Source organism: Rathayibacter sp. AY1A3 (genome assembly GCF_002930975.1).
Taxonomy (GTDB): Bacteria; Actinomycetota; Actinomycetes; order Actinomycetales; family Microbacteriaceae; genus Rathayibacter.
In genome coordinates, this window is record NZ_PSTO01000002.1 from 159,629 (window position 1) to 181,541 (window position 21,913).

Consider the following 21,913-nt stretch of genomic DNA (forward strand, 5'->3'; position numbering starts at 1 on the left):
CCCTACTGGCCGCGGACGACGGGCGGAGGGGCTTGCGGCGGGGCGCTCAGGCCAGCTCGAGCACGTCCAGCGTCCAGGCGTACTCGAACGCGATCTCGCGCCAGCGCTCGTAGCGTCCGCTCACCCCGCCGTGTCCCGCTGTCATCTCGGTGCGCAGCAGCGCGGGAGCGCCGACCTCGCGGAGCCTGGCCACCCACTTCGCCGGCTCCACGTACAGCACCCGGGTGTCGTTGAGGCTCGTCGTCGCGAGGATCCGGGGGTACTGCACGCCCTCGCGGACGTTCTCGTAGGGCGAGTACGACTTCATGTAGGCGTAGACCTCGGCGTCGTGCAGCGGGTCGCCCCACTCGTCCCACTCGATCACCGTGAGCGGGAGCGACGGGTCGAGGATCGAGGTGAGCGCGTCGACGAACGGGACCTGCGCGAGGACGCCGGCGAACGCCTCCGGGGCGAGGTTCGCGACCGCGCCCATCAGCAGGCCGCCGGCCGACCCTCCCTGCGCGACCAGGCGGTCCGGAGTGGTGAAGCCCGCGTCGACCAGGTGCCGCGCCGCGGAGACGAAGTCGGTGAAGGTCGTCCGCTTCGCCAGCGTCTTCCCGTTCTCGTACCAGGAGCGGCCCATCTCCCCGCCGCCGCGGACGTGCGCGACGGCGAAGACGACGCCGCGGTCGAGCAGCGAGAGGCGCGCGATCGAGAAGCCCGGGTCGATGCTCGCCTCGTACGAGCCGTAGCCGTAGAGCAGGAGCGGCGCGGGGGCCGAGTCCGGATCGGCGGCGTCGCGGCGCCAGACGAGCGAGAGGGGCACCCGCGTGCCGTCCTCCGCCACGGCCCACTCCCTCCTCTGCACGTAGAGCGCGGGGTCGTAGTCGCCGAGCACCGGCTGCTGCTTGAGCACCGTGCGCTCGCCCGTCGCGACGTCGAGCGCGAGCACGGTCGAGGGGGTGACGAACGAGGTGTAGGCGAGGCGGAGGGAGGGCTGCTCCCACTCCGGGTTCCCCGCCAGGCCCGCGTCGTAGAGCGGCTCGTCGAAGACGATCTCCTCGAGCCGCGCTCCGGCGCCGTCCTCGCGGAGGAGCCCGAGCCGGGTGGCTCCGTCGGCGCGGTACGAGACGACGACGTGCCCGGCGAAAGCGTCGACGCCCTCGATCCGGCGGCCCTCGCGGTGCGGCACCACCACGCGGCGCTCGCGGGCCCGGGCGTCGGCGTCGAGCGACAGGTCGGCCGGCTCCTCGACGATCTCGAAGTCGAGGGCGCCGTCGTTGTGCACGATCAGCAGGCGGTCGCGCCCGTCGACGACGGCGTGCTCGACCTCGTACTCCACGCCCTCGCGGCGCGGCCACACCGAGCGGAACGAGCCGGTCGGGTCGGACGCGTCCAGCAGCAGGCACTCGCTCGTGATCTTGCTCCCGATCTCGATGACGAGGAAGCGGCGGCTGCGGGTGAGGCCCACGCCGATCCAGTAGCGCTCGTCGGGCTCGGCGAAGACGACCTCGTCCGGGGTCCCGGCGCCGACCTCGTGCCGCCAGATCGTGTCGGGGCGCCAGGACTCGTCGACGGTCGGGTAGAAGACGAAGCGCGCGTCGGCGCCGAAGGTCGCTCCGCCGCCGGTGCCCTCGATGACGTCCGGCAGGTCCTCGCCGGTCTCGAGGTCGCGGATGCGGAGGGTGTAGCGCTCGTCGCCCTCGACATCGGTGCCGAAGAGCAGCCGTCGGCCGTCCGCCGAGACGTCGAAGCTGCCGAGCGAGAAGAAGTCGTGCCCCTCCGCCTCCGCGTTGCCGTCCAGGACGACCTGCTCGCCCTCGAGCGGACCGCCCTCGGCGATCGACGGCGGCGTCCAGTCGTCCGGCCCGCTGATCGGCGCCCGGCAGTGCACGGCGTACTGGCGGCCCTCGTAGGAGCGCGAGAAGTACCACCAGGAGCCCTCCCGGACGGGGACCGAGAGGTCGGTCTCCTTCGTCCGCGAGCGGATCTCCTCGAACAGGCGCTCGCGCAGCGGAGCGAGAGGAGCCAGCACCGCCTCGGTGTACGCGTTCTCGGCCTCGAGGTGCGCGATCACCTCGGGGCTCTCCTTCTCGCGCAGCCACTCGTAGTGGTCGACCACCACGTCGCCGTGGTGGCGGCGCTCGAGGGGGACGCGGCGGGCGACGGGCGGAACGGGCGCGGTCATCGCTCCAGCCTAGGGCGAGGGCGCCCCTGGCCGCCCCGGGGTGCCGCAGCGGCGCCGGGCGTGATCACAATGGAGCATGGCCAGCGGTGCGGAGAACGAGTCGGCGACGTCCCGGGCGGGCGGTGCGCGGAGAGTGCAGACCGAGGTCGAGCGCAAGTACGACGTCGACGCGGGCACCCGGCTGCCCGACCTGACAGGCACCGCGAGCGTCGCGAGCGTCCGCACGGAGGAGCCGGTGACCCTCCGCGCCGAGTACTTCGACACCGCCGAGCGCGCTCTGTCCCGGGCGCGGATCACGCTGCGCCGCCGCGAGGGCGGATCCGACCAGGGCTGGCACGTCAAGCTGCCCGGCTCCTCCGGCCGCACCGAGATCCACGCGGAGCTCACGGCCTCGCGCACGGTCCCGTCCGCCGTCCGCGAGCCGGTGCTCGGGCAGGTGGGGCGCGCGCCGCTCGAGCCGCTGGCGCTGCTCGAGACGGTCCGCTCGATCACCCGCGCCCTCGACTCCCACGGGCGGGAGCTCGCCGAGATCGCCGACGACCTGGTGACCGCGCGCGACCAGCGCACCGGCCGCGAGCGGCGCTGGAGGGAGTGGGAGGTCGAGCTCGTCGACGTCCCGGGGGACGAGGGCGAGCGGATCCTCGACGCGATCGAGCAGCGCCTCCTCGCCGCGGGCGCCCGCCCGGCCGCCAGTGCCTCCAAGCTCGCCCGGGCCACCGGCGGCCCGATCGAGGAGACGGTCCCGGATCCGCGGAACGGCGGCGAGGCGGCGCTCGCCGCGGTCCGCTCGCTCCTGCGCGAGCTGCGCGCCGTCGACCCGCGGGTGCGCCTCGAGGCCGACGACGCCCTGCACCGGATGCGCGTGCTCGCGCGCCGGCTCCGGTCCGTCCTCGCCGCCTCCCGCTCCGTGCTCGACCGTGCGGCGACCGACCCCGTGCGGGACGAGCTGCGCTGGCTGGGAGGGGTCCTCGGCGCGGCTCGCGATCAGGAGGTGCTCGCCGAGCGGTTCCGCACCTCCCTGGCGGCCGTCGAGGGCGCCCCGAGCACCCCCTCCGCCCTGCTGGAGGAGATCGAGCACCGGCACGCCTCGGCGCTGCGCCGCGTCGACCGCACTCTGCGCGGCGGCCGCTACCTCGCGCTCCTCGCCTCGCTCGACGCCCTGCTCGCGGATCCGCCCCGCACCGCGCGGGCGGGCTCGAGCGCGACGGCGCTGGTGCGCCGCTCCGTCGCGAAGGACCTCGCGCGCATCTCCGCGGCGGGCTCCGGGGCGGCCGGCGGCTCGCTCGAGGCTCGTCACGACCTGCGGAAGGCGGCGAAGCGGCTCCGCTACACCGTGGAGGCGTGGCGGGCGGTCGTCCCCGAGGCCGTCGGCGCCCGGCGCCGCTCGCTCGCCGAGGCGGGCGAGGACCTCGCCGACGCCCTGGGGGAGGAGCGCGACGCGCTCGCCGCCCGTGCGCTGATCCTGGAGGAGGCCGATCGCAGCGGGGAGGGAGCCTTCGCGCTGGGGGTCGTCGCCGCCGAGGAGCGGCACCGCGCCAGGCGGGCCGCGAAGGCCGCGAAGAAGGCGGGGGACCGTCTGGGGTCGCTCTCGCGCTGACCGTGCGGCCCCGCGGTCGCTGTCAAGCCGACGGCCCGGTCACACGGACGAAATCCACGGCGGATAATGTGAATCATGCCTTCCGTCCGTGCTCTTCCGTCACCGCTCCTGCGCCCGCGCCACTTCGACCGCGACGACGTCGTGGTCCATGCCGGCCTGTTCTCGCTGGTGAACTCGAGTACGACGCCCCGCGCGGCCTGGACCGAGGACCTGATCGCCATCGGCGAGGTCCTCGACGCCGCCGAATTCCCCTACCGCCTCATCCGCGGCACCGACGGCTCGCCCTTCCTCGCGGTGGACCGCGTGCTCGGCGCCGAGCTGGCCACGCTGCTGGCGCGCGCCTTCGCGACCGAGCCCTTCTACGCCAAGACGGTCGACAAGCGGGGCACCCCGCCCCAGCTCCTGGCCGAGGGCGTGCTCGCGCCGTACCCGCGCGCCTCCGTCTTCAAGCTCTTCCGCCCGCGCGTCTCCTCGACGGGATCGCTGCGCTACGGCGCCCGCAGCGGCGTCCGCCTCGAGCTGTGGAAGGTGGGCGAGGAGGAGATCATCACTCCCGCCGAGAACGCGCTCATGCGCAACAGCCTCCCCGTCGCCGAAGCCATCGACGCCCACGTCGAGGCGTACGGCCGCACCTGGCCGACGTTCGAGGGCATGTTCGAGCCGCTCGTCAGCGACATCCGCTTCGAGGTGGACATCGTCTTCTCGTGGGTCGACGGCACCGACCTGGAGTTCCAGCGCGCCCGTGCGGCCCGCATGGCGAGCTACGTGGTGGGCGAGGGCGACGACGCTCCGGCGCGCTTCCGCCAGATCGACGAGCTCAAGTACGCCCTGCGCAGCGTCTACATGTACGCGCCGTGGATCCGGCACATCTACATCGTCACCGACTCCCCGCGCCCGCGCTGGCTGGACGAGCACCCGGACGTCACCCTCGTGCGCAGCGAGGACCACTTCCGCGACCTCTCGGTGCTGCCGACGCACAACTCCCACGCGGTCGAGAGCCAGCTGCACCGCATCCCGGGGCTGGCGGAGCACTTCCTCTACTCCAACGACGACATGTTCTTCGGGCGCCCGGTCGACCCGTCGATCTTCTTCTCGCCCGGGGGCATCACGAAGTTCATCGAGGCGACGACGCGCATCGGCATGGGCGACTCCAACGCCTCCCGCAGCGGCTTCGAGAACGCGGCCCGCGTTAACCGGCGCCTGCTCCGCGAGCGCTTCGGCGCGATGACGACCCGTCACCTCGAGCACGCCGCCACGCCGCTCCGCAAGACCGTGATGGCCGAGCTCGAGGCCGAGTTCGAGCCGGAGTTCACCGCGACCGCCGCGAGCCGCTTCCGCTCCGCGAGCGACGTCTCCGTCACCAACTCGCTCTACCACTACTACGCGCTGATGACCGGCCGCGCGGTCGTGCAGGAGAACGCCTCGGTGAAGTACGTCGACACGACGATGCACCAGGGGCTGAAGGACATGCGCAAGCTCCTCAAGAACCGCGGAGTCGACTTCTTCTGCCTCAACGACGGCAGCTTCCCCGAGATCTCGGCGGAGGCGCGCACCAAGGCCGTCATCGGGTTCCTCGAGGAGTACTACCCGATCCCGGCTCCGTGGGAGCGCGAGGACTGACCGTGGGCTGGGCCGTCGGGGGAGCGGTGGCCGGGCTGCTGCTCGGCCTGGCGAGCTCGCTCGTGTTCCCGGGCATCGGAGTGGGAGCGGGCGTCGGCGTGGGCGTCGCGCTGGCCGCGGCGCTGGCGTTCGCCGGGTGGCTGTTCGCACGGGACCGCGCCGGCGGGCGCTGACACCGCCGGCCGTGTCCGAGGACGCGGTCGACGCGGCGCCCGGAGGCGTGGGAGCGACCCCGACGCCCCGCCGCGCCGCTACGCGCTGACGCCCATCCGCTCCACGAGCGGCGGGTAGAGCTCCTCGTCCCGGGCGACCGGGGCCGCCGTCGCCGCGGCGATCTCGACGCCGTGGTCCGCGAGGATCCGCTGCGTCTCGTTCGCCGAGACGTAGGACACCTCGGTCGAGGCGCCGATCGGCACCACCGAGTGCAGCACCGTGCCGTCGTAGACGTGGATCAGGTTGAACGCCTGGGCGCCGTTGCGGGCGCGGGTCGCTCCCACCGGCACGTTGAGGTCCTGGGTGTAGCAGGTGGCCGACGCGACCGAGACAGGGATGCCGGCGAACATCGCCGTCGACGAGTAGTGCAGGTGGCCCGCGATGATGCTGCGGACGTCGGAGCCCTCGAGCACCTCCGCGAGGGCGGGCTGGTCGCGCAGCTCCACGAGGACCGACAGGTCGAGCACGCTCGGCACCGGCGGGTGGTGCAGCGCGAGGATCGTGCCGTGCGGGGCCGGGCTGGAGAGCTCCTCCGCCAGCCAGTCGAGCTGCGCGTCCGAGATCTCCCCGTAGTGGGCGCCGGGCACGGTGGAGTCCAGCGCGATGATCCGCAGCCCGTTCACGTCGTGCACGCGGTCGACCGGCTGCGTGGTCGGGAGCTGGTCGAGCAGCCCCGAGCGGAACGCGCCGCGGTCGTCGTGGTTGCCCATCACCCAGATCACCTCGGCGCCGAGGCGTGCGGCAGCGGGCTCGACGACGGCGCGCAGCTTCGCGTACGCCTCCGGCTCGCCCTTGTCGGCGAGATCACCCGTGATGACGACGGCCTCCGGACGTCCGCCGGACGCCTCCAGCTCGTCGAACAGGAGCCGCAGCTGGGCCTCGCTGTCGACGTCGGAGCCGTACAGGCCGCCGTCTCCGGCGATGAAGTGGGTGTCGCTCAGGTGAAGGATGAAGTGGTTGGGCCGGGGGTACTCGGCCTGGCGGAGGGACATGATCCTCGGGTTCCACGATCGGCGGGAGCCGGATCACGCGACCCGGCGTCGGCACTTGCGCACTGCTCCAGCGGAGGCGACCCCGCTGCGATCAGTCCATCATCGCGGGGTGAACTCCGGGCCAACACCGGTCGGCGCGTCATCGAACGGTTCTCCCAGGTTGCCGGTCGCTGCGCGGTCCTCCCGGACCCCGGAGGACCGCCGCGATCAGAGCCGGGCGAGCAGCCGCGCGTAGAACTCGATGGCGCGCTCGAACTGGTCGGCCTCGACCGACTCGTCGACCCCGTGGATCCCGAGCTGCTGCCGCGGACTGATCTCGAACGGGATGAAGCGGTAGACGTGGTCGCTGATGGCGTGGAAGTGCCGGGCGTCGCTGCCGCCGGTCTGCACGTAGGGGGCGACGACCGCGTCCGGGAACGACTCCTGGACGACCGCGCGGAGCAGGTCGTACGGCCCGCCGTCGCCGGGCTCGCCCGTGGGGGAGACGGGGGAGGGCTCGTGGGCGACCTTCACCTCGACCTCGACCTCGGGGTCGTCGATGACGGCGCGGATGCGCTCGACCACGCCCGCCACGGTGCCGCCCGGGTTGATCCGCACGTTCGCGGTGGCGCTGGCGCTGGAGGCGAGGACGTTCGCTCCGGTGCTGCCGCGCAGCTCGGTGATCGCGACCGTCGTCCGCAGCATCGCGGCCGAGCGGTTGGAGTGGGCGGCGAGCGCGCCGACGACGGCGTCCGGGTGCTCGTGCGGGCGGGCGTACCAGACGGCGTGGGCCGCGTCCGCGTGGTCGGCCGCCGCGCGCACCAGCTGGGCGATCGGCTCCGGGAGGGTCGAGGGGAACGGGTTCTCGGTCAGGCGGTGGATCGCCCTCGCGAGCCGCTGGGTGGCGAGCAGCCCGGGCGGGGGCGGCGGAGCGGAGGCGTGGCCGCCGACGTCGCGGCAGGTCAGCTCGAGGTTCATGATCCCGCGCTCGGTGACGCCGATCACGGCGATCGGGGTGGTGACGCCGGGCAGGATGCCGCGCCGCACGTTCCCGCCCTCGTCGAGCACGAGGCGCGGGCGGACCCCGCGCGCGCCGAGCAGGGCGACGACCGAGGGGGCGCCGTCGCCCGCCGTCTCCTCGTTGTGCGTGGAGAGGAGGTACACGTCGTGCCGGGGCCGCTCGCCCCGCAGGACGGCCGCCTCGACCGCCTCGAGGAGGGCGACGAGGGAGCCCTTGTCGTCGAGGGCGCCGCGCGCCACGACAGAGGTGCGGCCGTCCGCGGCGACGACCGTCTCGGCCGCGAACGGGTCGTGCGACCACTCCGCCGCCGTCACGCTGACCACGTCGTAGTGGGCCATCAGCACGGCCGGCTCGCCCGGCTCCTCACCGCGCCAGCGCCAGAGGAGGGAGTGGCCGGCGACGGTCTCGGACTCCAGCGCCGCGTGCAGCGCCGGGTAGAGCTCGGCGACGAGCTCCCGGAAGGCGTGGAAACGGCTCCAGTCGGTCGCCGACTCGTCCGAGTGGGACACGGTGTCGACGCGCAGCAGGGCCTGGAAGCGCTCGAGCGCGGTCGTCGTCACCGGGCTAGCCTACGACGGCGGTGCCGGGCCCCCGGCCCGCCGGAGCGGAGGTGCGCGGTGGGGCTGCCCGAGGTCTGCGTCGTCTACGTCCTCCGCGACGGCCCGCGCGGCGCGGAGGTGCTCCTCGGCCGCAAGCGCAGGGGCCTCGGCGAGGGCCGCGTGGTCGCCCCCGGCGGCAAGCTCGAGCCCGGGGAGTCGCCCGTCGACGCGGCCGTCCGCGAGCTGGAGGAGGAGGCGGGGCTCGTCGCCCTCCCGGCCGACCTGGAGCCGCGCGGCGTGCTCGACTACTCCTTCCCCCACCGGCCGGCGTGGAGTCAGCGCTCGCACGTCTTCCTCTGCCGCCGGGTCGCCGGCGAGGTCCGCGAGTCGAGCGAGCTCGCCGCCGCGTTCGTCCCGGTCGACGAGGTGCCCTTCGACCGCATGTGGGACGACGCTCGCCTGTGGCTGCCGGACCTGCTGCGCGGCGGCCCGCCCGTCCGCCTCCGCGTCGAGTTCGGCGCCGACCTCGCGAGCGTGACCTCCTGGGGCCCGACAGCGGGCTCGTGACGACCCGTGCCGGCACCCGGCGGAGTGCACTCCGGCCGGGCCGCTCCCGCCGTGGGACGAGGGTCCGCCGCGCCTGCCGCCGCGGGGCCATCCGCTAGGCTTCCGCTCGGCCGGGGCCCCGCCCATGGCGTCTCTGGACACCACGAAAGGGAAAGAATGACCAGCACGACGGTGATCGAATGGCGTGAGCAGGCTCCTGCCGAGGCAGTGGACGCGCTCGCCGCTCCCGGTGGACTGGTCGTCTGCGCGACCAAGGTCGGCTACATCCTGATGACGACCGACGGTGCGGGCCTCGAGCGCAAGTTCTCGGCCAAGCAGCGCAACCGCAACAAGCCCGGCGTCGTGCTCTGCTCCAGCATCGAGCAGCTCGTCGAGCTCGCGGAGCTCAACGACGAGGTCCTCGCCTTCTACCGGAAGCACTGGGACCAGGACGTCCTGCTCGGCTGCATCCTCCCGTGGAAGGCCGAGGCGGTCGAGCTCATCGACGAGGACGCCCGCGAGCTGGTCCGCGACGGACGCGGCACGAGCTGCTTCGTCATCCGCTTCGGCCGCCCCGCCGAGCAGCTGGTCGCCACCCTGTGGGAGCGCGACCGCACCCTCACCTTCGCCAGCTCGGCCAACCCGTCGGGCGTGGGCAACCGCGGCCGGGTCGCGAACATCGGCGAGCGGATCGAGAACGAGGCGGACGTCATCGTCTCGGCCGACTCGTACGTCTCCTCCATCCAGCCGGACAAGGACGAGGACTCCCGCCACGAGCAGGGCGTCATGGTCTCGATGGTGGACGCCTCGGGCGCCCTCATCCCCGTGCAGGGCGGCGAGCGCTCGATCACCCCGGGCCCCGTGCTGATCCGCCGCGGCCTCGACTACGAGCGCATCATGCTGAACCTCGCCGAGCAGTTCAACTCCTGGGACTACCGCCAGGGCGAGTACTACTGATCCGCTAGCGGATCGCGACGACGGCCGGGCCGGGGCTCGCCCCCGACCCGGCCGTCGTCGTCCCCGGCGTCAGAGCTCGAGCACGTCGCCGGGCTCGAGCGCGTGGTACTCCCCGCCCCCCTCGCGCACGGCCCAGCCGAGCCGGTCGTGGCCGAGCGCGCGTCCCGCCTCCGAGAGGACCTGCTCGTGGGTCGCGAAGGCGTGCCGCGGCGCGATCTCGAGCACGTAGTCCATCGCCTCGGCGATCTTCATCCACGGCGCGCCCGACGGGGCCGCGAGGACCTCGACGTCGACGCCCTCGGGGACGGTGAAGGAGTCGCCGGCGTAGTAGACGCGGCCGTCGACGAGGACGCCCACGTTGTCGATGACGGGGATGCTCCGGTGGATCACCGCGTGGCGGGCGCCGAAGAAGCGCAGCTCGAACGGGCCGACCGTCACCACGTCGCCGTCGGCGACCGTCTCGACGTCGAAGCCCTCGGCGGCGGCGGCGACCCCGGCCGGGCCGAGGATCCGCAGCGACGGGGCCGCGTCGCGCAGGCGCTGCAGCTGCTCCGGGGTCCAGTGGTCGGCGTGCTCGTGGGTGAGCACCACGGCGACGGTGTCGGCCGTCCCCTCGACGGGCCGGGTGAAGGACCCCGGATCGATCACCAGCCGGGCGCCGTCCTCCTCGATCAGGACGGCGGCGTGCTCGAGTTTCGTCAGTCTCATGCCCCGAGCCAACCGCCTCGGCGGGCGGCGGGCAAGGCCCGGGCCGTGCGGAGACCGGATGGGCCGGACGCTCGATTTGCATCGATGCGGATCCGTGTGCAACACTCTTCGAGTTGCAAAAACGCGGCCCCATCGTTTAGCGGCCTAGGACGTCGCCCTCTCACGGCGGTAACGCGGGTTCAAATCCCGCTGGGGTCACCACGGCAACACGAGAAGAACCCCCGGTCTGACCGGGGGTTCTTCTTGTTTAACACCCGGGTGCTCGCCACGCGGCACCCGCTCGACGCATCGCGCCGATCGCCTCGTTCCCGCTCCGCCTCCCCGGGGCCGCATCCCGCCGGATCGGCGCTAGGATCGCATCCGCGAAGGGGAGTATCCCGCCTTTCCGCTCCCGTCAGTACGCACCGCCCCTGCGCGGTGCCGGGGGCGGGACGGGTGACGCGGACCGGCACGGCCGTCCGCTCCCCGGGGAGAGACTTTCGGCCCCCACCCACTCGGAAGGCCCTCATGCTCGATCTGCCCGTCTGGTTCGTGATCGGCTCGTTCGTCGTCCTGAGCCTGATCCTCGCCGCCGACCTGCTGCTGGTCTACAAGCGCCCGCACGTGCCGAGCCTGAAGGAGTCCGGCCTCTGGGTCGGCTTCTACGTCACGCTCGCGCTGATCTTCGCGCTGGCGATGCTGATCCTCGGCGGCGGCGAGCTCGCGGGCCAGTTCGTCGCGGGCTGGCTGACCGAGTACAGCCTCTCGATCGACAACCTGTTCGTCTTCGTCATCATCATGGGCCGCTTCGCGGTGCCGGCGAAGCTGCAGCAGGAGGTGCTGATGGTGGGCATCATCATCGCGCTGGTCTTCCGCGGGATCTTCATCCTCCTCGGCGCGCAGCTCATCGAGAGCTTCAGCTGGATCTTCTACCTGTTCGGCGCGTTCCTGGTCTACACGGCGTGGAACCAGGCGTTCGGCAAGGAGGACGAGGACGAGGGCACCGACAACCTGCTCATCCGCCTCCTGCGCAAGCGCGTGAGGATCTCGGACGAGTTCGACGGCTCGAAGATCCGCACGGTCAAGAACGGCACGAGGTTCTTCACCCCGATGCTGATCGTCTTCCTGGCGATCGGCTCGACCGACCTGCTCTTCGCGCTCGACTCGATCCCCGCGATCTTCGGCATCACGGAGAGCCCGTTCATCGTCTTCACCGCGAACATCTTCGCCCTGATGGGGCTCCGCCAGCTCTACTTCCTGCTCGGCGGCCTCATCGACAAGCTCGAGTACCTCAAGTACGGCATCGCGTTCATCCTCGCCTTCATCGGCGTGAAGCTCGTCCTGCACGCCCTGCACGAGAACGACCTGCCCTTCATCAACGGCGGCGATCCCGTGCCGGTGTGGGACATCGACACGATCACCTCGCTGGTGGTCATCGTCCTGAGCATGACCGTCGCGACGCTCGCGAGCCTGGCGAAGATGCGCCGCGAGCACCGCCACATCGAGATGCACGACGGGCACCCCGAGGTCGTCTCGGACGACGCCCGCTCGGCCGCCGAGGAGAAGTGACCCCGCGATGACGACCACCACCGTCGACCTGCCCCAGGGGGCGCTGCGGCTCGCCGTCAGCAGCAGCACCGACGTCGGTGCCGTCCGCCGGGTCAACGAGGACTCCCTTCTCGCCGACGAGCTGCTGCTCGCGGTCGCCGACGGGATGGGCGGGCACGCCCGCGGCGACCTCGCGAGCGCCGCGGCGGTCGGGGCTCTGCACGAGAACCGGCCGACGGCCCTCGGACCGGTCGACGCGGTGTTCGACCTGGTCGAGGGCGCCAACACGGCGGTGCGCGCGCTGGACGTGGGCGGTGCGCTCTGCGGCACGACGCTCACGGGGCTGATGCTCGTCCTGCCCGAGCCCTCCGGGCCCGCCCGCTGGGCGCTCTTCAACGTCGGCGACTCCCGCGTCTACCGCTGGGACGGGACGGAGCTCGAGCAGCTGACCGTGGACCACTCGGCCGTGCAGGAGCTCGTCTCGGCGGGCCTGCTCACGCGGGAGTCCGCCGAGTCGCACCCGGACCGCAACATCGTCACCCGCGCCCTCGGCGCCGACGAGGAGGTCGAGACGGACGTCTGGACGCTGCCCGTCGTGCCGCGCGCCAGCTACCTGCTCTGCTCCGACGGGCTCACCAAGGAGCTCTCGGACGAGCGGATCGCGGCGCTGTTCGCGCGCCGCGACTCCGGCGACCCGGCCGACCTCGCCCAGGCGCTCGTGAGCGCGGCGGTCGACGCCGGCGGGCGGGACAACGTGACCGTGGTCGTCGTCGACGCGGTGCTCGACGCCCGCGCCTGAGCCCGTCGACCGTGCGCCGCCGGCTCCCGGGAGCGGGGGAGCGCGGTGCTATTCTCGGTCCATGCTGAGCGGCCCGCACCTCCTTCCGTGCCGCGACGAGACCTCGATCTGACGGCCTCCCTCGTCGCGGTGCCTCGCCCGGCCGAGCAGCGACTCCTGAAGGAGAAGGACCCGTCATGACCGAGAAGTCACCCGGCGCAGCCGCGCCCGCGTCGAGCGGAGCGGAACCCCGCTCGCTCGCGGACACGATCCGCACCTCGAGGCCCCGCACCCTCGCCGAGAAGGTCTGGGACGACCACGTCGTCGTCAAGGGCCAGAACGGCGCTCCGGACCTCGTCTACATCGACCTCCACCTCCTCCACGAGGTGACGAGCCCCCAGCCGTTCGACGGGCTGCGCGCGGCCGGGCGCCCCCTCCGCCGCCCCGACCTCACCATCGCGACCGAGGACCACAACACGCCGACCCTGCAGATCGGCCGGCCCATCGAGGACCCGACCAGCAGGGCCCAGATCGACGCTCTGCGCCGGAACGCCGGCGAGTTCGGCGTCCGCCTGCACTCCCTCGGCGACGTGGAGCAGGGCATCGTGCACGTCGTCGGCCCGCAGCTCGGCCTGACGATGCCCGGGATCACCGTCGTCTGCGGCGACTCGCACACCTCGACGCACGGCGCGTTCGGCGCGATCGCCTTCGGCATCGGCACGAGCGAGGTCGAGCACGTGATGGCCACGCAGACGCTGCCGCTGCAGCCCTTCAAGACGATGGCGATCACCGTCGAGGGGACGCTGAAGGAGGGGGTCACGGCCAAGGACGTCATCCTCGCGGTCATCGCCCGCATCGGCACCGGCGGCGGCCAGGGCTACATCCTCGAGTACCGCGGCTCCGCGATCCGGGCGCTCTCGATGGAGGGCCGGATGACGATCTGCAACATGTCGATCGAGGCGGGCGCGCGCGCCGGCATGGTCGCGCCGGACGAGACGACGTTCGCCTACCTGCAGGGCCGTCCGCACGCCCCCGCGGGCGAGGACTGGGACGCCGCCGTCGCCTACTGGCGGACGCTGCCGAGCGACGAGGGCGCGGTCTTCGACGCCGAGGTCGTGATCGACGCCGACGCGCTCGAGCCGTTCGTCACCTGGGGGACCAACCCCGGCCAGGGCGTCTCGCTCTCGCAGTCCGTCCCCGACCCCGAGGCCATCGACGACCTGAACGAGCGCACCAGCGCCCTGCACGCGCTGGAGTACATGGCGCTCGAGCCCGGGACGCCGATGAAGGAGATCCCGGTCGACGTCGTCTTCATGGGCTCCTGCACCAACTCCCGGATCGAGGACCTGCGGGCCTTCGCCGCGATCGTCGAGGGGCGCACCAAGGCGCCGGGCGTCCGCGTGATGGTCGTCCCCGGCTCCGCCCGCGTGCGGCTCGAGGCGGAGGCCGAGGGCATCGACCGGATCGTCACGGCGTTCGGGGCGGAGTGGCGCTTCGCCGGCTGCTCGATGTGCCTCGGCATGAACACCGACCAGCTGCTCGAGGGGGAGCGCGTCGCCTCCACCTCCAACCGCAACTTCGAGGGCCGTCAGGGCAAGGGGGCGAAGACCCACCTCGTCTCGCCGCTCGTCGCTGCCGCCACGGCCGTGCGCGGCACGCTCTCGAGCCCCTCCGACCTGGAGCCGGCGCGCGAGAGAGCAGGAGTCTGACCGTGCAGAAGTTCGAGACCGTCACCGCGATCGCCGCGCCCCTGAAGCGCGCCAACGTCGACACCGACCAGATCCTCCCCGGCGTGTACCTCCGCCGCATCACGAAGACCGGATTCGAGGACGCCCTGTTCCACGGCTGGCGCCAGGAGGAGGACTTCGTCCTCAACCAGGAGCGGTACCGCGGTGCTGGCATCCTCGTGGCCGGACCGGACTTCGGCACGGGCTCCAGCCGCGAGCACGCCGTGTGGGCGCTGCGCGACTACGGCTTCCGGGTCGTGATCTCGCCCCGCTTCGGCGACATCTTCCGCGGCAACGCCGGCAAGCAGGGACTCCTGGCCGCCGTCGTGTCCGAGGCCGACGTCGAGCGCCTGTGGGAGATCATCGAGAGCACCCCGGGAATAGAACCGACGGTGGATCTGGTTGCGCGTACGGTCACCGCCGGTGGCGAGGCCTTCGACTTCGAGATCGACGACTACACTCGATGGCGCCTGATCGAGGGCCTGGACGACATCGGCCTGACCCTGCGCGACGAAGCGCTCATTTACGAATTCGAGACCCGCCGCGAGAGCTGGCGGCCCAAGACATTGCCGGTGAAATAGCGTGAACACACTTCTTCAGGACGCCAAGGCCCTCCAGGACGCCAAGGCCTCGGGAGCCCGCGTGGGGATGACGACGGAGCGGATCACCATCAAGGGCGGTCGGCCGCTGGTGGGGCGCATCGAGCTCAAGGGAGCGAAGAACCTCGTCACCAAGGCGATGGTCGCGGCGCTCCTCGGCGAGACCGCCTCCACCCTCCGCGACGTGCCCGACATCAGCGACGTCCGCGTCGTGAAGGGCCTCCTCGAGGTGCACGGCGTCAAGGTGAAGCAGGGCGCCGAGGTCGGCGAGCTGATCCTCGACCCCTCGAACGTCGAGTCCGCGCACTTCGCCGACATCGACGCGCACGCCGGCTCCAGCCGCATCCCGATCCTCTTCTGCGGCCCGCTCCTGCATCGCCTGGGCGAGGCGTTCATCCCCGACCTCGGCGGCTGCCGCATCGGCGACCGCCCGATCGACTACCACCTCGAGGTCCTCCGCAACTTCGGCGCGGTGATCGAGAAGCTTCCCTCCGGGATCCGGATGTCGGCCCCCGAGGGCCTCCACGGCGCCAAGGTGTCGCTGCCCTACCCGAGCGTCGGAGCGACCGAGCAGGTCCTTCTGACCGCGGTGCGCGCCTCCGGCATCACCGAGCTCTCGGGCGCGGCGATCGAGCCCGAGATCATGGACCTGATCAACATCCTGCAGAAGATGGGCGCCATCATCTCGGTCGACACCGACCGCGTGATCCGCATCGAGGGCGTGGACCGGCTCACCGGCTACTCCCACCGCGCGCTCTTCGACCGCAACGAGGCGGCCTCCTGGGCGGCCGCGGCCCTCGCGACCGACGGCGACATCTTCGTCGGCGGCGCCCGCCAGCAGGAGATGACCACCTTCCTCAACGTCTTCCGCAAGGTCGGCGGCGCGTTCGAGATCGCCGAGGACGGCATCCGCTTCTACCACCCGGGCGGCGAGCTCAAGCCGGTCATCATCGAGACCGACGTGCACCCCGGCTTCATGACCGACTGGCAGCAGCCGCTGGTCGTGGCGCTCACGAAGGCCAAGGGCGTCTCGATCGTGCACGAGACCGTCTACGAGCAGCGCTTCGGCTTCGTCGACGCGCTCGTCGAGATGGGCGCGACCATCCAGATCCACCGCGAGTGCCTCGGCGGGCAGGCCTGCCGCTTCGGGCAGCGCAACTTCATGCACTCGGCCGTGATCTCGGGACCCTCGAAGCTGCACGGCGCCGACATCGTCGTGCCGGATCTGCGCGGCGGCTTCTCGCACCTGATCGCGGCGCTCTCGGCCGAGGGCACCTCGACGGTCTCGAACGTCGGCATCATCAGCCGCGGCTACGAGAACTTCCTCACCAAGCTCGAGCTGCTGGGCGCCGACTTCTCGCTCGACGCGTAGCCGCCCACCGGGACCCCGGTGCCGAGGAGGACGACCGTCCTCAGCGGCCCGGGGTCCTGTCGCGTCCGGGCGCGCCCCACGCGGGCGGTTCCGCGGCCTCCTCCAGGCGTCCCCGGATCCGCTTCTCGAGGAGCGCGAGCGTCGTCTCCGGCGCGGGCCGGAGGCCCAGCGGTCCGGGCGACTCGACCAGGACCAGCGTCAGGCGTCCGCGTCGCGTCCCGGCCAGGACGACCTCGAGGGCCTCGCGCGGACGCAGGCCCACCAGCACCCACCGCCGCTCCAGCCGCGCGATCCGCGCCCAGGGCACGACGACGCCCCAGTCGCCGAAGGAGACGGTCAGTCCCCGGCGGCGCGGCACGACCACCGCGTAGGGCCGCAGCGTCGGCAGCGGGAACCGCGTCTCGATGCGACGGAGGCCCGCCCCGAGCCGGCCGCGTCCGAGGACCGCGACGCCGCCGGTCGCCTCCGCCTCGACGTGGGCGAGCGGTGCCACCGCCACGCGCCAGAGGGCGTCGACCCCGCCGATCACGAGGGTGACGGCCGCCGAGCCGCCGACGAGGACCGCGAGCGTCAGCAGGAGGCCTTCGCCGAGCGCAGCCGCATCGCGTTCGGCCTGCGTGGCGAGCAGCACGACTCCCCACACGATCAGGAGCACCAGGCCGGACAGCGCGATCGGCGAGTCGGCGAGTCGGCCGAGCGGTCGGCCGACGGCGTCCCACGGCGACGGGCGGCGACGCGGACGGGGCATGCCGGTACCGTACCCGGCGGCCGGGCCGCTCATCCCACCGCGGGGCCCCGCTGCTCCCGGGCGTGGGGACGCGGCCCCTCCGATGCGGGATGCGAGGATGGGCGGGTGTCTGAGCGAAGCCGTCCGTCCATCTTCTGGTTCCTCGCGGCGGCGGTGATCCCCGTGATGACCGCCTCGGTCGACCTGCGGATCCGGAACGGCGACAGGATCCCGAGCACCGGGGCCTTCGTGTTCGCGCCGAACCACTACAGCGAGATCGACCCGATCATCACGGGCTGGACCCTGTGGCGCGCCGGCCGCGCACCGCGCTTCCTCGCCAAGGCCTCGCTGTTCTCGGTGCCCGTGCTCGGCTCGATCCTGCGCGGCTCCGGGCAGATCCCCGTCGAGCGCTCGGGCTCGGTCCGCGGCAGCGAGCCGCTGAAGACCGCCAAGGCTCTCGTGGACGAGGGCCGCTCGGTCATCATCTACCCCGAGGGCACCCTCACCCGCGACCCCGAGCTCTGGCCGATGCGCGGCAAGACGGGAGCGGTGCGGATGGCGCTGCAGTACGGGCTGCCCGTCGTCCCGGTCGCGCACTGGGGCGCGCAGCAGCTGATGGGCCGCTACTCCAAGCGGATCACCCTCTTCCGCCGCAAGCGCGTCGACGTGATCGTCGGCGACCCCGTCGACCTGTCCGCCTTCCGCGGACGCAGCCTCGACTCCGCCACACTCAACGAGGCCTCCGCGGTCGTGATGGCGGCGATCACCGCCCTGCTCGAGGAGCTGCGCGGCGAGGCGGCGCCCGAGAAGCGCTGGAACCCCTCCGAGCACAACCAGAAGGGCACGGGTCGCTTTGAGTCCGAGCAGTAGGAAGGCGTCCATCCCCGTGCCCCGCCGCGTCGCCGTCCTCGGCGCCGGCAGCTGGGGCACCACCTTCGCGAAGATCCTCGCCGACGGCGGCTCCGACGTCGTGATGTGGGCGCGCCGCGCCGAGCTGGCCCGCGAGATCACCGAGGCCAAGCGCAACAGCGACTACCTCCCCGGCATCAACCTCCCGCGCAACATCCGGGCCACCGCGCGCATCGAGGAGGCGCTGGAGGGCGCGGACCACGTCTACCTCTCCATCCCGTCGCAGTCGCTGCGGAGCAACCTCGAGGCGATCACGCCGTTCCTCACCGAGCGCACGGTGCTGGTGAGCCTGATGAAGGGCGTCGAGAAGGGCACCGGCCAGCGGATGAGCGAGGTGATCGCGCAGATGCTGCCGGTCGCTCCCGACCGGATCGCCGTCGCCTCCGGGCCCAACCTCGCCCTCGAGATCGCCAAGGAGCAGCCGACCGCGGCGGTCATCGCCTCCGAGAGCCTCGTCACCGCGCAGGAGGTGGCCCTCGCGGCGACCAACCGCTACTTCCGCTCCTACGTCAACACCGACGTGATCGGCACCGAGTTCGGCGGTGTGCTGAAGAACCTCATCGCCGTGGCGATCGGCATCGTCGACGGCGTCGGCTACGGCGAGAACACGAAGGCGTCGATCATCACGCGCGGTCTCGCCGAGATGACCGACTTCGCGGTCGCGTACGGCGGACGGGCCGAGACGATGGCCGGACTCGCTGGGCTCGGCGACCTCATCGCGACGTCGAGCTCGTCCCTCTCGCGCAACAACACGGCCGGGCGCCTGCTCGGCCAGGGCTACAGCTTCACCGACGTGGTGAAGTCGATGCAGCAGACGGCGGAGGGGCTCGCCTCCGTCGCGCCGGTCCTCGAGCTGGCGCGCGCCAGGGGAGTCGACATGCCCATCGTCGAGCAGGTGTCGCAGGTGCTCGCCGGTACGCTCGATCCGAAGGACATCGCGCCGCACCTGACCACGGATTCGGACGAGCCACAGGGTGAGAGGAACCTCGATGACCAGCAAGCTCCGCGTGGCCGTTCTGTTCGGGGGGCGCTCCAGCGAGCACTCGATCAGCTGCGCAACGGCGGCCGGGGTGCTGCGGGCGATCGACCGTGACCGCTTCGAGGTGATCCCCGTCGGGATCACCTCCGACGGCGCCTTCGTGCTCGAGGAGGACCGTCCCGAGAAGTTCGCTCTCGACGCCGCGTCGCTGCCCCGGGTCGAGGACGACGGCTCCCGTGTGCGCTGGCCGGAGTCGGCCCTCTCGCGAGAGCTCACCGTGACGACCGAGGACGGCGCGACGCGCTCGCTCGGCGAGGTCGACGTGGTGCTGCCGATCCTGCACGGCCCGTGGGGCGAGGACGGCACCGTCCAGGGGATGCTCGAGCTCGTCGGGCTGCCCTACGTCGGCTCGGGCGTGCTCGCGTCGGCTCTCGGCATGGACAAGCACTTCACCAAGACGGTGCTGCGGGCCGCGGGCCTCGCGGTGGCGCCCTGGTACCTCGTGACCGAGGCGGAGTGGCGCGCCGACCCGGGCGACGCCTCCTCGGCCCTCGACGAGCTGGGCCTGCCCGCGTTCGTGAAGCCGGCGCGGGCCGGCTCGAGCGTGGGCGTCAGCCGGATCGACGAGCGCGAGCAGCTCGAGGCCGCGCTGGAGGAGGCGTTCGCGCACGACTCGCGGGTGCTGATCGAGTCGGGCATCGTCGGCCGCGAGGTCGAGATCGGCGTGCTCGGCGGCCGCCGCGGTGCTCCGGCCCGCGCCTCCGTCGCCGGCGAGGTGGTCGTCTCCGGCCGCGGCTTCTACGACTTCGAGGCGAAGTACCTCGGGGCGTCCGGCATCGAGCTGGTCTGCCCGGCCGACCTCACGGACGGCGAGCTCTCCGAGATGCGGTCCCTCGCGATCCGCGCCTTCGACGCGATCGGAGCCGAGGGCCTCGCACGGGTCGACTTCTTCCTCACCGCCGACGGCTTCGTCGTCAACGAGATCAACACCATGCCCGGCTTCACGCCGGTCTCGATGTTCCCGCGCATGTGGGGCGCGAGCGGCGTGGACTACCCGGACCTGATCAGCGAGCTGCTCGACTCGGCGCTCGACCGCGTCCCGGTCGCCGCCCGATGACGCCGGCGCTCGCGCTCCGCGTCGAGGCGGGCGCGGCCGCGGCGCCCTTCGAGCAGATCCGTGAGCAGATCACCGCTCTGATCGCCGCGGGCGAGCTGCCGGTCGGCACGCGGCTGCCGCCGGTGCGCGCGCTGGCCGAGACGCTGGGCGTCGCCGCGGGGACGGTCGCCCGCTCCTACCGGGAGCTGGAGTCGGCGGGCCTGGTCGAGACGCGCGGCCGGGCGGGCACGGTCGTCGCGGGAGGCGTGGACGCGCTGGAGCGCGAGCTGCAGGCCGCGGCCGCCGTGTTCGCGTCCCGCGCGCGCGAGCTGGGGGCGACCTCCGATGGTGCGCTCACCGCAGCGAGTCGAGCCCTCGGCGTCTGACCGCTGAGACTCAGCCGGTGGGCGTGTCCGTCGGATCGAGGGTGTCGGCGTCCGAGACGTCGGTGCACTCGCGCGTCTGCGGGACGTAGGAGACGGCGTTCGCGAGGTCGAGCGCGGCGGAGGATCCGGACGCGCGGCTCTGGTCGACGGTGATCTCCACCGCGGGATCGCGACCGTAGGTGGTCAGCGTGTAGATGTCCTCGTCCTTCTGCGTCTCGTCGATGATCCAGTCGACTCCGCTGACGTTCACGCAGAGGTCCGTCGTCGGACCGGGCACCTCGACTCCGCAGTGGAGGATGACGGCGGCCGGGGTGCCCCAGGCGGCGGTGCCCTGAGCGTTCGTCTCGCGCTCGGGCTGCTCCGCGACCACGTCGGGCAGGCGCACCGAGACCTCCGCGCAGCCGGTGCTCGTCGCATCGGCGGCGGGCTCGAGGGCGACGCTGGCCGAGCAGCCCGAGAGCAGCAGGACGGCGGCGGCGGCGAGGAGGGGGGAGCGGAGTCGGCGGGGGGACATCGCCGTCAACGCTAGCGTGTGAACCATGGCAGAGGATCGGAGTCCCACCCTGGCAGAGCTCAGCGAGGGCGAGGTGCTCGCGAGGGTGCTGGCCCGGCTCGGCGGCCCCGGAGCGGAGACCCTCGTCGGGCCCGGCGACGACTGCGCGGTGCTGCGCGCTCCCGACGGCCGCTTCGTGGTGACCACGGACATGATGGTGCACGGCCCCGACTTCCGGCTGGCCTGGTCGAGCCCGGCGGACCTGGGCTGGAAGGCGGCGGCCTCGAACCTCGCCGACGTCGCGGCGATGGGGGCCCGTCCCACCGGGCTCGTCGTCGCGCTCGCGGCGCCCCAGTCGCTGGGCGTCGACGTGCTGGAGGGGATCGCGGGCGGACTCGCCGCCGGCTGCGCCGCGATGGCGCCGGGATGCGGAGTCGTCGGGGGAGACCTGTCCGCCTCCGCGACGCTGACGCTCTCGATCACGGCGTTCGGCTCGCTCGACGGACGACCGCCGGTGCTCCGCAGCGGTGCGAGGTCGGGGGACGTGCTCGCCGTGGCCGGTCCGCTGGGACGAGCGGGGCTCGGGCTGCGCCTGCTGTTCGAGCAGGCGCGGCGGGACGGGGAGCCGTCGGCCGACCTCGCCGCCCGGCTCCGCGAGCGGCATCCGTCCCTCCTCGAGGCGCAGCTGCGCCCGACCGCGCCGATCTCCGCGGGCGAGGCCGCGGGCGGGACCGCCACCGCGATGATGGACGTCTCGGACGGCGTGGTGCTCGACGCCCGTCGGATGGCGCGTGCGAGCGGAGTGGCGATCGACCTCGATGCCGCGGCGGTCGACGTGCACGCGCGCGGGCTCACGGGGGTGGAGGGCGTGGACCTCGACCTGGCGAGGGCGCTGGTGCTGGGAGGGGGCGAGGACCACGCGATGCTCGCGTGCTTCCCGCCCGCCGCGGCGCTGCCGGAGGGCTTCGTCCCGCTCGGGGT

The 21,913-nt window shown here is 72.7% G+C and carries 21 protein-coding genes and 1 tRNA gene; 16 read left to right on the forward strand and 6 right to left on the reverse strand.

From position 1 onward, the window contains the following. Positions 1-46 precede the first annotated feature (46 nt). Entirely contained in the window at positions 47-2,167 is a 2,121-nt protein-coding gene (locus C5C10_RS01760) for a S9 family peptidase (protein ID WP_104268502.1), read from the reverse strand. A 76-nt stretch (positions 2,168-2,243) separates the two neighbouring features. Here C5C10_RS01760 and C5C10_RS01765 point away from each other — a divergent pair, with 76 nt between their 5' ends. From C5C10_RS01765 to C5C10_RS17680, 3 genes are all read left to right on the forward strand, one after another. Continuing rightward, positions 2,244-3,764, forward strand: coding sequence for a CYTH and CHAD domain-containing protein (locus tag C5C10_RS01765; RefSeq protein ID WP_104328368.1), 1,521 nt, complete (start codon positions 2,244-2,246; stop codon positions 3,762-3,764). A gap of 75 nt (positions 3,765-3,839) precedes the next feature. Continuing rightward, positions 3,840-5,384, forward strand: coding sequence for a stealth family protein (locus tag C5C10_RS01770; protein ID WP_104233778.1), 1,545 nt, complete (start codon positions 3,840-3,842; stop codon positions 5,382-5,384). A gap of 2 nt (positions 5,385-5,386) precedes the next feature. Further along, entirely contained in the window at positions 5,387-5,557 is a 171-nt protein-coding gene (locus C5C10_RS17680; protein WP_159939285.1) for a hypothetical protein, read from the forward strand. Between the two features lie 78 nt (positions 5,558-5,635). Here C5C10_RS17680 and C5C10_RS01775 read toward each other — a convergent pair whose 3' ends face one another. Both C5C10_RS01775 and C5C10_RS01780 read right to left on the reverse strand, forming a co-directional pair. Beyond that, complete coding sequence (locus tag C5C10_RS01775) at positions 5,636-6,589, reverse strand: phosphodiesterase (RefSeq protein ID WP_104328369.1); 954 nt, start codon at positions 6,587-6,589, stop codon at positions 5,636-5,638. Between the two features lie 207 nt (positions 6,590-6,796). Then, a complete protein-coding gene (locus tag C5C10_RS01780; RefSeq protein ID WP_104295021.1) occupies positions 6,797-8,149 on the reverse strand; it encodes a M20/M25/M40 family metallo-hydrolase in 1,353 nt (450 codons plus the stop codon). A 57-nt stretch (positions 8,150-8,206) separates the two neighbouring features. On the opposite strand from C5C10_RS01780, the gene C5C10_RS01785 reads away from it, so the two are divergent. Together C5C10_RS01785 and C5C10_RS01790 are read left to right on the forward strand one after the other, a co-directional pair. After that, positions 8,207-8,695 carry an 8-oxo-dGTP diphosphatase gene (locus tag C5C10_RS01785; RefSeq protein WP_159939286.1) on the forward strand — a complete coding sequence of 163 codons (489 nt, stop codon included), beginning with the start codon at positions 8,207-8,209 and terminating at the stop codon, positions 8,693-8,695. Between the two features lie 156 nt (positions 8,696-8,851). Then, positions 8,852-9,631, forward strand: a complete 780-nt coding sequence (locus C5C10_RS01790; RefSeq protein WP_104328371.1) for an L-threonylcarbamoyladenylate synthase — start codon at positions 8,852-8,854, stop codon at positions 9,629-9,631. A gap of 69 nt (positions 9,632-9,700) precedes the next feature. Here C5C10_RS01790 and C5C10_RS01795 read toward each other — a convergent pair whose 3' ends face one another. Next, on the reverse strand, positions 9,701-10,339 hold the full coding sequence (locus tag C5C10_RS01795) for an MBL fold metallo-hydrolase (RefSeq protein ID WP_104249616.1): 639 nt from the start codon (positions 10,337-10,339) through the stop codon (positions 9,701-9,703). 125 nt (positions 10,340-10,464) lie between these two features. Between C5C10_RS01795 and C5C10_RS01800 the strand changes: the two genes are divergently transcribed. From C5C10_RS01800 to murA, 6 genes are all read left to right on the forward strand, one after another. Continuing rightward, positions 10,465-10,540: transfer RNA gene (locus C5C10_RS01800), tRNA-Glu, on the forward strand. Positions 10,541-10,846: 306 nt separating this feature from the next. Continuing rightward, a complete protein-coding gene (locus tag C5C10_RS01805) occupies positions 10,847-11,887 on the forward strand; it encodes a TerC family protein (protein ID WP_104328372.1) in 1,041 nt (346 codons plus the stop codon). Positions 11,888-11,894: 7 nt separating this feature from the next. Then, the gene (locus tag C5C10_RS01810; protein WP_104283459.1) at positions 11,895-12,665 is read left to right on the forward strand and encodes a PP2C family serine/threonine-protein phosphatase; all 771 of its coding nucleotides are present in this window, start codon (positions 11,895-11,897) and stop codon (positions 12,663-12,665) included. A gap of 176 nt (positions 12,666-12,841) precedes the next feature. Next, positions 12,842-14,353: a 3-isopropylmalate dehydratase large subunit gene (gene leuC / locus C5C10_RS01815; RefSeq protein WP_104328373.1), complete on the forward strand. Its 1,512-nt coding sequence runs from the start codon at positions 12,842-12,844 to the stop codon at positions 14,351-14,353. A 2-nt stretch (positions 14,354-14,355) separates the two neighbouring features. Next, positions 14,356-14,952: a 3-isopropylmalate dehydratase small subunit gene (gene leuD / locus C5C10_RS01820; protein WP_104328374.1), complete on the forward strand. Its 597-nt coding sequence runs from the start codon at positions 14,356-14,358 to the stop codon at positions 14,950-14,952. A 67-nt stretch (positions 14,953-15,019) separates the two neighbouring features. Further along, entirely contained in the window at positions 15,020-16,342 is a 1,323-nt protein-coding gene (gene murA / locus C5C10_RS01825) for a UDP-N-acetylglucosamine 1-carboxyvinyltransferase (RefSeq protein ID WP_167299052.1), read from the forward strand. 40 nt (positions 16,343-16,382) lie between these two features. Here murA and C5C10_RS01830 read toward each other — a convergent pair whose 3' ends face one another. Further along, positions 16,383-17,090: a hypothetical protein gene (locus C5C10_RS01830; RefSeq protein WP_104328375.1), complete on the reverse strand. Its 708-nt coding sequence runs from the start codon at positions 17,088-17,090 to the stop codon at positions 16,383-16,385. Positions 17,091-17,255: 165 nt separating this feature from the next. Between C5C10_RS01830 and C5C10_RS01835 the strand changes: the two genes are divergently transcribed. From C5C10_RS01835 to C5C10_RS01850, 4 genes are read left to right on the forward strand one after another with little or no spacing between them, the layout of a single operon-like run. Continuing rightward, the gene (locus tag C5C10_RS01835; RefSeq protein WP_104237925.1) at positions 17,256-17,939 is read left to right on the forward strand and encodes a 1-acyl-sn-glycerol-3-phosphate acyltransferase; all 684 of its coding nucleotides are present in this window, start codon (positions 17,256-17,258) and stop codon (positions 17,937-17,939) included. Positions 17,940-17,955: 16 nt separating this feature from the next. Next, positions 17,956-19,071: an NAD(P)H-dependent glycerol-3-phosphate dehydrogenase gene (locus C5C10_RS01840; protein WP_181073362.1), complete on the forward strand. Its 1,116-nt coding sequence runs from the start codon at positions 17,956-17,958 to the stop codon at positions 19,069-19,071. Next, the gene (locus C5C10_RS01845; protein ID WP_104283463.1) at positions 18,968-20,074 is read left to right on the forward strand and encodes a D-alanine--D-alanine ligase family protein; all 1,107 of its coding nucleotides are present in this window, start codon (positions 18,968-18,970) and stop codon (positions 20,072-20,074) included. Before C5C10_RS01840 ends, C5C10_RS01845 begins: the two co-directional genes overlap by 104 nt. Beyond that, complete coding sequence (locus tag C5C10_RS01850) at positions 20,071-20,439, forward strand: GntR family transcriptional regulator (protein WP_104328376.1); 369 nt, start codon at positions 20,071-20,073, stop codon at positions 20,437-20,439. The genes C5C10_RS01845 and C5C10_RS01850 overlap by 4 nt, the downstream gene beginning before the upstream one ends. Before the next feature lie 10 nt (positions 20,440-20,449). Here C5C10_RS01850 and C5C10_RS01855 read toward each other — a convergent pair whose 3' ends face one another. Further along, a complete protein-coding gene (locus tag C5C10_RS01855; protein ID WP_104223096.1) occupies positions 20,450-20,953 on the reverse strand; it encodes a DUF3515 family protein in 504 nt (167 codons plus the stop codon). 25 nt (positions 20,954-20,978) lie between these two features. On the opposite strand from C5C10_RS01855, the gene thiL reads away from it, so the two are divergent. After that, on the forward strand, positions 20,979-21,913 hold a 935-nt coding region (gene thiL / locus C5C10_RS01860), incomplete at its 3' end, for a thiamine-phosphate kinase (protein ID WP_104328380.1).

Excerpts from the sequence above, each read along its gene's own strand:
- C5C10_RS01795 (WP_104249616.1), bottom strand. The coding sequence starts at position 10,339 with ATGAGACTGACGAAACTCGAGCACGCCGCCGTCCTGATCGAGGAGGAC.
- C5C10_RS01790 (WP_104328371.1), top strand. The coding sequence starts at position 8,852 with ATGACCAGCACGACGGTGATCGAATGGCGTGAGCAGGCTCCTGCCGAG.
- C5C10_RS01770 (WP_104233778.1), top strand. The coding sequence starts at position 3,840 with ATGCCTTCCGTCCGTGCTCTTCCGTCACCGCTCCTGCGCCCGCGCCAC.
- C5C10_RS01845 (WP_104283463.1), top strand. The coding sequence starts at position 18,968 with ATGACCAGCAAGCTCCGCGTGGCCGTTCTGTTCGGGGGGCGCTCCAGC.
- murA (WP_167299052.1), top strand. The coding sequence starts at position 15,020 with ATGACGACGGAGCGGATCACCATCAAGGGCGGTCGGCCGCTGGTGGGG.
- C5C10_RS01835 (WP_104237925.1), top strand. The coding sequence starts at position 17,256 with ATGACCGCCTCGGTCGACCTGCGGATCCGGAACGGCGACAGGATCCCG.
- C5C10_RS01830 (WP_104328375.1), bottom strand. The coding sequence starts at position 17,090 with ATGCCCCGTCCGCGTCGCCGCCCGTCGCCGTGGGACGCCGTCGGCCGA.
- C5C10_RS01810 (WP_104283459.1), top strand. The coding sequence starts at position 11,895 with ATGACGACCACCACCGTCGACCTGCCCCAGGGGGCGCTGCGGCTCGCC.
- C5C10_RS01855 (WP_104223096.1), bottom strand. The coding sequence starts at position 20,953 with ATGTCCCCCCGCCGACTCCGCTCCCCCCTCCTCGCCGCCGCCGCCGTC.
- C5C10_RS01805 (WP_104328372.1), top strand. The coding sequence starts at position 10,847 with ATGCTCGATCTGCCCGTCTGGTTCGTGATCGGCTCGTTCGTCGTCCTG.
- C5C10_RS01765 (WP_104328368.1), top strand. The coding sequence starts at position 2,244 with ATGGCCAGCGGTGCGGAGAACGAGTCGGCGACGTCCCGGGCGGGCGGT.
- leuC (WP_104328373.1), top strand. The coding sequence starts at position 12,842 with ATGACCGAGAAGTCACCCGGCGCAGCCGCGCCCGCGTCGAGCGGAGCG.
- C5C10_RS01775 (WP_104328369.1), bottom strand. The coding sequence starts at position 6,589 with ATGTCCCTCCGCCAGGCCGAGTACCCCCGGCCCAACCACTTCATCCTT.
- C5C10_RS01850 (WP_104328376.1), top strand. The coding sequence starts at position 20,071 with ATGACGCCGGCGCTCGCGCTCCGCGTCGAGGCGGGCGCGGCCGCGGCG.
- C5C10_RS01760 (WP_104268502.1), bottom strand. The coding sequence starts at position 2,167 with ATGACCGCGCCCGTTCCGCCCGTCGCCCGCCGCGTCCCCCTCGAGCGC.